At 46.5% G+C, this 10907-nt stretch carries 8 protein-coding genes, 21 tRNA genes and 1 rRNA gene; 27 read left to right on the forward strand and 3 right to left on the reverse strand.

Going from position 1 to position 10907, the window contains the following annotated elements:
• The 23 genes from rrf to GQF01_RS09795 all read left to right on the forward strand — a co-directional run bounded on the left by rrf (position 1) and on the right by GQF01_RS09795 (position 2768).
• A 5S ribosomal RNA gene (rrf, locus tag GQF01_RS09685) occupies positions 1 to 117 on the forward strand.
• A 48-nt stretch (positions 118 to 165) separates the two neighbouring features.
• Positions 166 to 242: transfer RNA gene (locus GQF01_RS09690), tRNA-Ile, on the forward strand.
• A 29-nt stretch (positions 243 to 271) separates the two neighbouring features.
• Positions 272 to 347: transfer RNA gene (locus tag GQF01_RS09695), tRNA-Ala, on the forward strand.
• Positions 348 to 350: 3 nt separating this feature from the next.
• Positions 351 to 423 (forward strand) — tRNA-Asn (locus GQF01_RS09700).
• Between the two features lie 19 nt (positions 424 to 442).
• Positions 443 to 531 (forward strand) — tRNA-Ser (locus GQF01_RS09705).
• A gap of 22 nt (positions 532 to 553) precedes the next feature.
• Positions 554 to 630, forward strand: a tRNA-Met gene (locus GQF01_RS09710).
• A 12-nt stretch (positions 631 to 642) separates the two neighbouring features.
• Positions 643 to 731, forward strand: a tRNA-Ser gene (locus tag GQF01_RS09715).
• Between the two features lie 22 nt (positions 732 to 753).
• Positions 754 to 828: transfer RNA gene (locus tag GQF01_RS09720), tRNA-Glu, on the forward strand.
• Positions 829 to 854: 26 nt separating this feature from the next.
• A tRNA-Val gene (locus GQF01_RS09725) sits at positions 855 to 930 on the forward strand.
• A gap of 20 nt (positions 931 to 950) precedes the next feature.
• Positions 951 to 1027, forward strand: a tRNA-Asp gene (locus GQF01_RS09730).
• Between the two features lie 17 nt (positions 1028 to 1044).
• Positions 1045 to 1120 (forward strand) — tRNA-Thr (locus GQF01_RS09735).
• A gap of 24 nt (positions 1121 to 1144) precedes the next feature.
• Positions 1145 to 1226 (forward strand) — tRNA-Tyr (locus tag GQF01_RS09740).
• Between the two features lie 21 nt (positions 1227 to 1247).
• Positions 1248 to 1320: transfer RNA gene (locus GQF01_RS09745), tRNA-His, on the forward strand.
• A gap of 14 nt (positions 1321 to 1334) precedes the next feature.
• Positions 1335 to 1406, forward strand: a tRNA-Gln gene (locus GQF01_RS09750).
• A gap of 10 nt (positions 1407 to 1416) precedes the next feature.
• Positions 1417 to 1492, forward strand: a tRNA-Lys gene (locus tag GQF01_RS09755).
• Positions 1493 to 1579: 87 nt separating this feature from the next.
• Positions 1580 to 1651: transfer RNA gene (locus GQF01_RS09760), tRNA-Gly, on the forward strand.
• 4 nt (positions 1652 to 1655) lie between these two features.
• Positions 1656 to 1726: transfer RNA gene (locus GQF01_RS09765), tRNA-Cys, on the forward strand.
• A 15-nt stretch (positions 1727 to 1741) separates the two neighbouring features.
• Positions 1742 to 1827, forward strand: a tRNA-Leu gene (locus GQF01_RS09770).
• A 21-nt stretch (positions 1828 to 1848) separates the two neighbouring features.
• Positions 1849 to 1925 (forward strand) — tRNA-Arg (locus tag GQF01_RS09775).
• 5 nt (positions 1926 to 1930) lie between these two features.
• A tRNA-Leu gene (locus tag GQF01_RS09780) sits at positions 1931 to 2009 on the forward strand.
• A 5-nt stretch (positions 2010 to 2014) separates the two neighbouring features.
• Positions 2015 to 2088 (forward strand) — tRNA-Pro (locus GQF01_RS09785).
• Positions 2089 to 2101: 13 nt separating this feature from the next.
• Positions 2102 to 2172: transfer RNA gene (locus GQF01_RS09790), tRNA-Gly, on the forward strand.
• Between the two features lie 404 nt (positions 2173 to 2576).
• Positions 2577 to 2768 (forward strand): hypothetical protein, encoded by a 192-nt coding sequence (locus GQF01_RS09795; RefSeq protein ID WP_161406610.1) that lies wholly within the window; start codon positions 2577 to 2579, stop codon positions 2766 to 2768.
• 63 nt (positions 2769 to 2831) lie between these two features.
• On the opposite strand, the gene GQF01_RS09800 is transcribed toward GQF01_RS09795, so the two are convergent.
• Complete coding sequence (locus GQF01_RS09800; RefSeq protein ID WP_161406611.1) at positions 2832 to 5744, reverse strand: MMPL family transporter; 2913 nt, start codon at positions 5742 to 5744, stop codon at positions 2832 to 2834.
• A 280-nt stretch (positions 5745 to 6024) separates the two neighbouring features.
• Between GQF01_RS09800 and GQF01_RS09805 the strand changes: the two genes are divergently transcribed.
• The 3 genes from GQF01_RS09805 (at position 6025) to GQF01_RS09815 (ending at position 7846) form a co-directional block, all read left to right on the forward strand.
• Complete coding sequence (locus GQF01_RS09805) at positions 6025 to 6603, forward strand: TetR/AcrR family transcriptional regulator (protein WP_161406612.1); 579 nt, start codon at positions 6025 to 6027, stop codon at positions 6601 to 6603.
• A gap of 94 nt (positions 6604 to 6697) precedes the next feature.
• A complete protein-coding gene (locus GQF01_RS09810; protein WP_161406613.1) occupies positions 6698 to 7138 on the forward strand; it encodes a HEAT repeat domain-containing protein in 441 nt (146 codons plus the stop codon).
• 75 nt (positions 7139 to 7213) lie between these two features.
• Entirely contained in the window at positions 7214 to 7846 is a 633-nt protein-coding gene (locus GQF01_RS09815) for a spore coat protein (RefSeq protein ID WP_161406614.1), read from the forward strand.
• Between the two features lie 46 nt (positions 7847 to 7892).
• On the opposite strand, the gene GQF01_RS09820 is transcribed toward GQF01_RS09815, so the two are convergent.
• Together GQF01_RS09820 and GQF01_RS09825 are read right to left on the reverse strand one after the other, a co-directional pair.
• Positions 7893 to 8642 carry a YqcI/YcgG family protein gene (locus tag GQF01_RS09820; RefSeq protein WP_161406615.1) on the reverse strand — a complete coding sequence of 250 codons (750 nt, stop codon included), beginning with the start codon at positions 8640 to 8642 and terminating at the stop codon, positions 7893 to 7895.
• A 62-nt stretch (positions 8643 to 8704) separates the two neighbouring features.
• Positions 8705 to 9292 carry an urea carboxylase-associated family protein gene (locus GQF01_RS09825; protein WP_328803430.1) on the reverse strand — a complete coding sequence of 196 codons (588 nt, stop codon included), beginning with the start codon at positions 9290 to 9292 and terminating at the stop codon, positions 8705 to 8707.
• A gap of 175 nt (positions 9293 to 9467) precedes the next feature.
• On the opposite strand from GQF01_RS09825, the gene GQF01_RS09830 reads away from it, so the two are divergent.
• Entirely contained in the window at positions 9468 to 10541 is a 1074-nt protein-coding gene (locus tag GQF01_RS09830; RefSeq protein WP_161406617.1) for an FUSC family protein, read from the forward strand.
• Positions 10542 to 10907: the final 366 nt, after the last annotated feature.

Here is a 10907-nt window from a genome sequence, read left to right on the forward strand (position 1 = left end):
TTTGGTGATGATGGCGGAGGGGACCCACGCGTTCCCATCTCGAACACGACCGTTAAGCCCTCCAGCGTCGATGGTACTTGAACCGCAGGGTTCTGGGAGAGTAGAACGTTGCCAAGCAGTACCCCTTGTGGGTGTTTTTCAAATCCATTTGACTATTTTTAATATTGGCCCTTAGCTCAGCTGGTTAGAGCGCACCCCTGATAAGGGTGAGGTCGGTGGTTCGAGTCCACTAGGGCCAACCAATTTATTTTTGATTCTAGTCAATTCCTATGGGGCCATAGCTCAGCTGGGAGAGCGCCTGCCTTGCAAGCAGGAGGTCAGCGGTTCGATCCCGCTTGGCTCCACCATATTCCCTGATAGCTCAGTTGGTAGAGCACTCGACTGTTAATCGAGTTGTCACAGGTTCGAGTCCTGTTCGGGGAGTCCTAACCCATAAATACTAGGAGAAGTGTCCGAGCTGGCCGAAGGAGCACGATTGGAAATCGTGTAGGCGTCACAAGCGTCTCGAGGGTTCGAATCCCTCCTTCTCCGTTTCTTATAAAATAGACATTATGGCGGCGTAGCTCAGCTGGCTAGAGCGTACGGTTCATACCCGTAAGGTCGGGGGTTCGAGCCCCTCTGCCGCTACCAGTTCGTTATATTGGAGAGATACCCAAGTGGCTATAAGGGGACCCTCTGCTAAGGGGTTAGACTGCGTAAGTGGTGCGAGGGTTCGAATCCCTCTCTCTCCGTTGGTATATTTTTATTAAGCAAGGCCCGTTGGTCAAGTGGTTAAGACACCTCCCTTTCACGGAGGTAACAGGGGTTCGAGTCCCCTACGGGTCACCATCTTCATTTTAGAATGTCATGCCCATGGAGGCTTAGCTCAGCTGGGAGAGCATCTGCCTTACAAGCAGAGGGTCGGCGGTTCGATCCCGTCAGCCTCCACCATTATTCAACTTTATAAATGTGGAGCCGTGGTGTAGAGGCCTAACATGCCTGCCTGTCACGCAGGAGACCGCGGGTTCGAATCCCGTCGGCTCCGCCATTATAACTTATGAATATGCCGTTGTAGCTCAACTGGTAGAGCAACTGACTTGTAATCAGTAGGTTGGGGGTTCAAGTCCTCTCGACGGCACCAGAATTGCAAAAGGTTTTACATCATGGAGGCTTAGTGAAGTGGCTAAACACGGCAGACTGTAAATCTGCTCTCTCCGAGTTCGGTGGTTCGAATCCATCAGCCTCCATTTCTTTATCTTTCTAATGCGGCGGTCGTGGCGAAGGGGTTAACGCACTGGTTTGTGGATCCAGCATTCGCGGGTTCAAGTCCCGTCGTCCGCCCATTACCTACCCATTGGGGATTAGCCAAGCGGTAAGGCAACGGACTTTGACTCCGTCATGCCAAGGTTCAAATCCTTGATCCCCAGTTTCTTTCATGAGTCATTAGCTCAGTTGGTAGAGCACCTGACTTTTAATCAGGGTGTCGTAGGTTCGAATCCTACATGACTCACCATTTGCCTTATTTACAGCATGCGCGTATGGCGGAATTGGCAGACGCACTANCATTTCCCAAAAATCGTTGGGAAAACCCCATTATCATGCGGAAGTGGCTCAGGGGTAGAGCATCGCCTTGCCAAGGCGAGGGTCGCGGGTTCGAATCCCGTCTTCCGCTTTTTGGCGCTATAGCCAAGTGGTAAGGCAGAGCTCTGCAAAAGCTTTACCCCCAGTTCGAATCTGGGTAGCGCCTTCTGCCTTTAAGCAAGCCGGAGTGGCGGAATCGGCAGACGCACAGGACTTAAAATCCTGCGATAGGTGACTATCGTACCGGTTCAAGTCCGGTCTTCGGCATTATTTACTTCAATTTCATACGCGCCCTTAGCTCAGCTGGATAGAGTATTTGACTACGAATCAAAAGGTCGGGAGTTCGAATCTCTCAGGGCGCGCCACATAAGCCGGCGTGGCGGAATGGCAGACGCGCTCGACTCAAAATCGAGTTCTAACGAGTGGAGGTTCGAGTCCTCTCGCCGGTATTTTTCGGGATGTAGCTCAGCTTGGTAGAGCACCTGCTTTGGGAGCAGGGGGTCGCATGTTCAAATCGTGTCATCCCGACTTTTTACATCATGCGGGTGTAGTTCAATGGTAGAACTTCAGCCTTCCAAGCTGGTAGCGTGGGTTCGATTCCCATCACCCGCTTTAAACAAAAAGATCACCTTAGGGTGATCTTTTTGTTTTGAGCGGGAAGAGAAGCCACTTCGCAAATAAGAGAACTCCAGGACGCTATTTCAGCGAAATTGGCGTTTTCAGCTAAGCAGCGGGACTACGGTCCTCTATTTTACTATACTGGGCAGCATGTGAGCCCATTTAGCCGAAATAGGAGCCTGTAGTTCCCTACAGATACCTAAATCTCTTCATTTCCGCAGAATAGTGCCCTGTAGTTCCCCTAGTAGTAATCATTTTGATATTCAGACGAGTCCTGAACGGCCTCTTTCTCGTCATTTATTATTTTAGAATAAGGACTAAGACAAACAGACAAGCATAGGCGAATATACATATACGGATTCATCAAAAGTTGATTATCAACTAGGAGGTGTTTCGGTATGGTTTTTTGGATAATCGTCGTTGTCATCGTTGTTATCGGTTTGTTAATCTTGGCTAGCACGAGGAAGAAAACGGCGGTAGAGTCAACAGCAGTGAAAACACATAAGGAGTGCTCCTACTGCAATGAGGAAATTGAAATCGACGCGGCAGTTTGCAAGTACTGCAGGGGGATTGTCGTAGGCTCAAGCTAGCTCGATACTTAATAAAAGCAAAACGAAAAAGCCTGAGGCGATCCTGCCTCAGGCTTTTGAACGTTAATGCTGTGTCACAGGATCCACAGCGTGAGCTGCTTTCTCCCCTGCAGAAGAGTTTCTGCGTGAGAAAGGCCACCAATTGGCTTCTCCGAAGAGCACCGCCAGTGAGGGAACGATTAGCCCCATAAACACAGTTGTGTAGATGGCTAATCCAATGGTAATGCCGGCACCCAGCTGCAGGAGCGTATGCACGCCTGAGAACATAAGCGCCGCAAACGTGCCGCCCATGATAAGTGCGGCAGACATAATAACGCCGCCTGTTGTCGTCATCGCTTTGCCCATCGCTTCGATTATGCGGCCCGGGCGGTACTCCTCTTTGAATCTTGCCATGAGGAAGATGCTGTAATCCACTCCCAATGCAACGATGATCAAGAACACGAAGAAGGACACGGTCCAGGATAAACCATCGAAGCCTAGAAGTTTCACAAAAATAAATTCGACAATACCCATAGTAACCAGGTAGTTAAAGACTAGTGAGAGCAGAATGTATAGAGGCATGAGCAGTGAGCGGAGCAGAAGAGCTAGAACCAGGTAAATTCCTATCAAAACGAAGCCGCCAGTACGGTAAAAGTCATTCTGTGAAATATGATCCAGCTCATGATAATTCGCCGTTTGGCCAGCCAATTTAATATCGGCCTTAGAAAGCGCAGTACCATTTAAACTGCTGATCACTGAACTCCTTATTTCATCCATTTTACTCATGGCTTCTTTGGAGTATGGATTGATGGCTAGGACAACCTCGAGCTTGGCAATTTTGCCGTCCTCTGACATATAGAAGTCTAAGGACTTTTTAAACTCATCTTGCTCCAATACTTCTTGGGGTAGATTCCAACCCGCGATTTGTTTGGAACTGTTGTCGGCAATCCCTTTTTGGACTTCAACAACTTGATGAATGCCATCGGATACCTTTGTTAAAGCACCAGTGCCTTCTCCCAATCCCGTAGAAAATTGGACAAGTCCGCTTTCGAGCTGTTGAATACCGCCGCTTACTTGTTTTTGACCGTCAGCTAATTGGCCGATGCCGCCGGAAAGTTGGTTGACGGAAGGCACCAATTGAGCTAGACCCTTAGCTAAGGGCTGTAAGCCAGCTTCCGTTTGCGCTAAACCGCCAGTTAATCCTTGTTGTTTGCCGACTAAGGTTTGATAAGTCGTACTGTTAGCAAGCTCAGGGTACTCATGCACAAGCTTAGATAAGTCATCGCCCATGGATGCGGCGGTTCCTTGTAATTGCTCCGATGCTTTAGCGAGCTGCTGAGCACCTTGCCCCGACTGGTTAATTCCTCCGGACACTTGCTTTAGCCCACTCTGTACATCAGTAAGCTTCTGAGCAATTTCCTCAGCGCCTTGCGTTAATTTCGTTACGTCACTTGACTGAGTCTCAAGCTGGGACTGTGCTTTTTTGAAGCCGTCGTTAACCTGGTTAATCCCAGAGCGCAGCTCCGTCAGGCCTTTATTGGTTTGTTCAAGTTGGTTCGGAACGGTAAGCTCAGCTATCTGTTTGCCGAGTGGTCTTGCAGCGCTTCGCACTTCTTTAACGTTAGCGATTTGGCTTGCAGCTTGGCTCGCTTTCTCAATAGCGGCCAGTCCTTCGGGCGTTCTCATTGTGCTCTTGGAGGTAATTGCTATCGTTGTTGGCAGCACCTCGCCGCTGCTGAATTTCGCTTCAACTTCTCTGAACCCCTTAACCGCACTAATACTTGGATTGATTTCCGCAAGATCGTCAAATGAACGGTTCCCTTGGAATAGGAAAATGAAGGGCGTAAGCAGCAGCATACAAACAAGCAGCACCGCAATTGGTCTCTTGGCGGATAAACGAGCCATAGCTCCCCATAACTTCGAGTCGCCGTGTGCGGCGCCGGCTTTTACTTTTACAGGCCAGTACATAGCTGGACCCAGAATAAGCATCAGAGCCGGGGTCAAGGTGACTGCAGCAAGCAGCGTGACTGCAATACCAATAGACACACCAACTGCTGATTGGTATAAGCCGAATTTGGCGAAGCCGATCAAGAAGAAGGCAATGAATACGGTACTCCCGGAAAATAGAACGGTATTTCCTACCGTTTGCGTCGTGCGCAGCAATGCGGTAACTCGATCGGTTGTCTTGGCCATTTCCTCGCGGAAGCGGTGAATTAACAGAATGCAGTAGTCAGTTCCAGCACCGAACAGTACGGCAATCAGAAATGTTTCTGTAAAAGTGGATACCGGGATTCCTGCTTTCGTGGACCAGGCAACTAAGCCGCGAGTCAGAATAAAGGCGATCCCAATGGTGAGCAGTGGAATGAACGGCGCAATCGGAGAGCGGAAAACGAACAAGAGAATTCCTAAGACAAGCACGAGGGTCAGAATCTCGGTTTTCTTTAGTCCTTCATTGGTCGAAGTCGTGTAATCCATGAAAATAGGGGCGCTACCCGTGAATTCAACGGACACTCCATTCGGTGGCGAATTAAATTTCTCCTTTAGATGCTTCACACTATCGGATGTAGTTGCTTGCTGAACTTCATGTGGGAACTCAACAATCACAAGTTCTGTCGTACCGTCACTGCTTATAAATTTTTGTGCCAGTGAAGGGTCATCAAAAGCGGAGAGGACGGTAACGATGCCTAGCGCATCTTGCTCGCTTTTAAGCTCGGTAATCCTACTTTTGATCCAATCTTGATCTTGTTCGCTCAGTTTGCTTTCTCGCTGAACAACGACGATGGCGTTAGATTTCGATTTTCGATTCGGATCCATCTGCTCAAGAATCGTCTGCGCTTGCGCGGATTGCGCGTCTGCTGGCAGGAATTTCGACTCCGTTTGTCTGACGATTTGTCCGAGGTCAGGCAGTACTAGCACTGAGCCTACGGCAATGGCCAGCCAAATGACTACTACGAGCCATTTTGTTTTTGCTAAGACTTTAATCCACTTTTCAATCATACAGGTACAGCCTCCTATCGACCTTTAAAAAGCATTTTCTAAGTGTAGTTATAACTCAAAATTGACCCACGGTCAAGATAATAATTGGACTTATGGTCATAATTTTACGAGGGTAATTAAAGCATGTTTAATAGCATAAAACGCAAAATACCTCTTTATATAAAGTCGTGTATCTAATTAATATTATACTACTGGTCATTTTATAAATTGAACAAACCTGTCGTTTCCACTATACTTGGAACATACAGCGTATACATTAGCGATAAACGGAGATGACCCAATGAACCGTGAGGAAAAAAAGCGGGCAACGCGCAAAAAAATCATAGACACAGCGCTCGAACTATTTGCGGAGCAAGGTTACGAAGAAACAACGGTTCATCAGATTACGGAACGAGCTGGTGTTGCGAAGGGAACGTTTTTTAACTATTTTGCTACAAAAGAAGAAGTGTTCTGTGATATTCAGACATTCTGGGCGTCGACCGAGTTCGTTAAGCTGAAGGATAAAAGTGGACCGATTCTCCCACATTTGCGGGAGTTCCTTATAGAATTGGTAAGGCTCGTGCCTTATACTAGACAGCTTGCTCGGGCGTTATTTCAAAGCAATCTTAGTAACGAGAAGTCACTGTCCAATCAGCTGGAGATGTTGGAAGAACTGAAAGTAGTGCTCATTCCCCTAATAGAAGAAGCTCAGAAAAGAGGGGAGTTCTCAACTGTCTTCCCGGCAGAAATGATTGCGGATCAAGCCATTCAAACTTATATGGGCGTACTCATTACCTGGGGAATGGGGATGGGCGATGATAAGCTCAATACCCAAATGGCAGTCAGTTTTGAGCTGTTTTTTCGAAGTCTGCAGCCGTAAGTCCATTTCATTGGCGCTAAGCCCCAAAAAAGTGTAACATCATTGTAGTAAAAGAACATGCGCAAATTGCAGCAGTCGAAGGAGCTTGAGTCAGTTGAATATAGAAGTAAACAATGAAGTGCCAGCCAATTTTGATGAGTTAAAAAAGTCCGCGAATCGTTCCTCCAATTGGAGAGAACGTCTGGATGCTGTTGAACAACTAGGCCAATGGAACGATCAACAGAGCATAAATATTTTGACCCGTATCCTGTCTAACGATGCCGTGTATCCCATTCAAGAATTGGCTTATCGCAAGCTGAAAGCATTTGGGGAAGATGTCCAGCTGCCGCCACGGAAAAAAGGGGATTTGGTCAAAGGAGCAGGCAAGGTATTCGTGCGCATTAAAAAGAGCCTGCCGGAAGGTCATAGCTTTGAAGAGTTCAAAGAAAAGCTCCAAAAAACCAGAACAGATGTGTACGATACGTATGAGGGGGACAAGGGTTCTGATTTTGATAAATGGCTTGAAACCACGTGGTCCTCGTTGCTGCTGAAATAGGAGAAATTGTATAATTTCTGTCATTCTAACTCATATTATCGAAGTTACCAATCCATATATGAGGGAGACTTCGAGATGCAGCAACAAACTCCGTATAACAACATGAACCAAATGGCCCCTAACATGAACCATGGGGGACATGAGCTCTTTGATTTGCACGAAGTGTTAGCTTGTACCATCAATGTACTGGATCAGTTCATGATTTTCAGACAGTTCGTCCAAGATCCCGAGCTTCTGGACATTTTGGATCATCAGTACAGCTTTACGCTTTACCACTACAATTTAACCGCAGAGTGCTTTACTACGGGACAAAAGCCGAACAACGAGACGCAAACCTACATGATTAGGAATCTGTCTCAACCCATCTATGGGATCAAGCCTACTCAGCCCAAAAAGCCGAATCAATCGCTGGCTGATGTGAAGGATGCTGGTATTAGTGCGCATATGCTGGGGCTTATTAAATCTCATGCTTCTCTATTGACGATGACTTCCGTTGAGGTGACGAACCCTGTAGTTCGCCGTGTACTAGCCTCGCAAGTGCAGAATTTTATCGAGATGGCCTATGAAATTTTCTTGTATCAGAATAGAAATGCCTACTATCAGGTTCCACAACTTGGGACGTCCGATATGCAAAAAATGCTGAATACCTTCGTACCGGCTCAAGGTATGCCACAGATGCCTCCGAATAATCGGGCAACGATTCATTAAAAAAAGAACCAGCTTCGGTCCACTTAGACCTTGGCTGGTTTTTTCATTACTTCTTTTTCATCGCCATAGAGGCAAAAGGGCATTTAGGAGCTACACTTTCATCATCACGCAAGAAATATTGCTCCCATTCCAAATTATCTGCTTGACCGTACCATTTGAGTGAGGGATGTGCTGGAACGCCGTCGTACTCGACTAGTTTTTGGCGAATCAATGATTTCATATTCCGACCGAAAGCAGTTGAATCATTAATTTCTTCGAATACCCATCGGGGTTGGAAGGTGATTAGGAAATAAGGCGTCCTTCGACTTCGGCGAACTTGATGGGCAGGTGTCCCGCAAAAGGCGAAATACGGATGCCCACTATAACAGAACTCCCATGCATGGTGGGAGGGATCTTGAGGAATGTGTGCAGGCCAAGGAACCGAATCTTTGGTGCTTACCCGGCTCAGGACGGACCAGAAGAGCTGCTCATAATCTTCCACGGTGAAATCAGCCATCATGTCTTCTGGTGTTTCAAAAAAGATAACAAGCGAAGCAAACCGGCCGGTATCACGGGAGCATTCACCGTATTGCTGCAGCAGCTGCGCAGTTTCATCAATTGCTTGATCAGATCTGGGATCTGCTGCAAATCCGAACCGCAAGCTGTCGGTGAGAAACCCTTGCCGCCCTGGTATGCAGGGATACATTCGTTCATCATCCGCAATCATGTGCCCGAACTTGCGAAAGGCATCTTGTTGCCAATCAGGCAGCTCACTTACTGAGCGATCCAGCCAACTTTTGGATTTCAAATGAACCATTTCCAAACCCTCCTTCTTCCATTCGGAGCATAGTATGCTGCGTGGAAGAGTTGGGTGAATGCCTACATAATTTCGACGTCAATAGGTGTGCACTTGAAACCATTACATGCGCTCTCCGAGCACGGACAAGCAGACACAGCTATGATTAAGTCCATTTCTGCCCGAAGATCAATATAATCTCCAGCCTTCGATAACGGCTTCCCTACGGTGATTTTCCCCGATGGTTCTATGATCGTATTCATAAACAAATTAATGGGGTAATGCTGATCAGGGACTGGAATTGTGAACTCGGCTAGAGCCTGATTCAGGTTATGATAGCAGCTTGCATGATTCTTTTTATTATAGAGCACTTCATACATTTCGCTGCGGCAAGCTGGATTAATGAAATCATGCTGACCTACATGATCGGTTACTATGGTTAGCATTGGCTTGTATGTGTTGGTATATAGAAGGTCTCCAGGCTGCACTTTCAATTTATGAAGGGCGTCCATCGTAACTCCAGGGTCCAAACGTTCTCTAACATCGTCTACCCGATAGGCGACAAAGTCGGCAACCTGTTCGCCTTCTACATCGGTTATTCTAACCGTTTGTCCTTTGCTGAGCTTAAATCCAAGCCCTTGTGTGGGCGGAATTCGCCATTTTTGTTTGATCATACATGCCTCCAGCCGAGTTGATGGAAATTACTTTAACAGTATGGCTTCTGGATGAGACTGTCATGCAAGTTAACTGGCAGAATCGAAGCAGGGACTTAAGGAGTTACTTTGCATCAATCCCTTTACCTGTGTAAGATAATAGGGAATCAATATTTTGGATGAGGGGGATTTCATGGTTTTCGGTGCGCGTGTTTGGAAAACGGGTATCGCCGTTGCTTTGGCCTTATACATAAGCGCCTGGCTTAATTTTACTCCTCCTGTCATTGCCGCTGTTGCTGCCATTTTTGCTATGCAGCCTTCGATTTACCGGTCGTGGCGCTACTTTTTAGAGCAGCTGCAAACGAATATTCTTGGTGCGGCATTGGCGCTGTTGGCGGGTATGTTTTTCTCGAATAATGTCATTGCAATAGGCATTGTCTGTATTATTGTCATTATCATCAGTCTTAGAATGCGTATGGAAGAAACAATAGGTCTTACTTTGGTTACTGTTGTTGCGGTGATGGAGGCTTCTGGAGAATGGGAGTTCGCGTTGAACCGGCTGCTTCTTAGTTTGATTGGTATCGGATGCGCCTTTGTGGTAAATATTCTCTTCTTTCCGCCTAAGCCAAAGGAGCAGTTCGCTGCACAGATCCAGACTATTTTCAGCAAAATGTCACTCCTCCTTCGCACCGTCATCTCTAATGAAATGAAGGAAACCGTTTTTCGTGAGGAAAAAGAAAATCTTCGCAGCAGCCTGAAATCCTTGTCGGAGAAATACAGGCTCATGGAAGAAGAGATCAAAAGGCTCAAAGGCAAGGGGAATGGCTTCAGCCGTATTCGCGAGCTTGTTGTATACAAACAAAAGCTGCTCGCTATGCATAAAGGATTAGAGGTTCTTGAATCCGTAGATGAACATTACTTTCAGGCAGCTCGAACGGAAGCGATTGACGACTATTTCGATCAACATATGGAAAAGCTCATTAAGTTCCACGAACATGTGCTGTTGAAATTCGATGACAAACTGAAAGATATCAGCTCGGAAGGCATGGAGATGGAAGCTGAGAATGATCGGTTCATGACGGATCTCATTGATCGATATACGAAACATCCGCAAGGAATGCTGCGTTTATCTGTAGTGGCCGCTGCTATGTACGATTATGGGCATCAGGTTGCTCGGTTGGATAAGCTAGTCGAGTATGATCATCGCGGTGAAAATGAAGAGAGAGAACCCTTGGAATTATTGCTTAAAGGTATCAGGTTAAAATAGTTCTTAGTAAGGAAACCATGGAGCCTCACAGCTGACAGTTAAATCTGGCGCTAGGAGGTTCTTTTTATAAAATGATGGACAAGGGTTGCATTCCAAAATCGTATGTGCTATATTATGATTCTTGTTCCAAACGGAACGGGCCGCAAGCAGAAATAAAGATCTGAACGTGTTGAATATCTTCACGAATGGATGTAAAAATTAAAGCTTGCAATTGAAAAATAGATATGGTATATTACTTCTCGCTGCTTCGGTAACACGGCAGAGAACGAAAGTAAATTGATCTTTGAAAACTGAACAACGAGTGAGTAAGCACAGTCGAGTAATCGACTTAAAAGAGATGAATAATCTCGCTAGCAAGTCAATGAG

The organism is Paenibacillus silvestris (assembly GCF_009882985.1).
Lineage (GTDB): Bacteria > Bacillota > Bacilli > Paenibacillales > NBRC-103111 > Paenibacillus_E > Paenibacillus_E silvestris.

Coding starts and splice junctions, on each gene's coding strand:
- GQF01_RS09795 (WP_161406610.1), top strand. CDS start 2,577: ATGGTTTTTTGGATAATCGTCGTTGTCATCGTTGTTATCGGTTTGTTA.
- GQF01_RS09800 (WP_161406611.1), bottom strand. CDS start 5,744: ATGATTGAAAAGTGGATTAAAGTCTTAGCAAAAACAAAATGGCTCGTA.
- GQF01_RS09805 (WP_161406612.1), top strand. CDS start 6,025: ATGAACCGTGAGGAAAAAAAGCGGGCAACGCGCAAAAAAATCATAGAC.
- GQF01_RS09815 (WP_161406614.1), top strand. CDS start 7,214: ATGCAGCAACAAACTCCGTATAACAACATGAACCAAATGGCCCCTAAC.
- GQF01_RS09820 (WP_161406615.1), bottom strand. CDS start 8,642: ATGGTTCATTTGAAATCCAAAAGTTGGCTGGATCGCTCAGTAAGTGAG.
- GQF01_RS09830 (WP_161406617.1), top strand. CDS start 9,468: ATGGTTTTCGGTGCGCGTGTTTGGAAAACGGGTATCGCCGTTGCTTTG.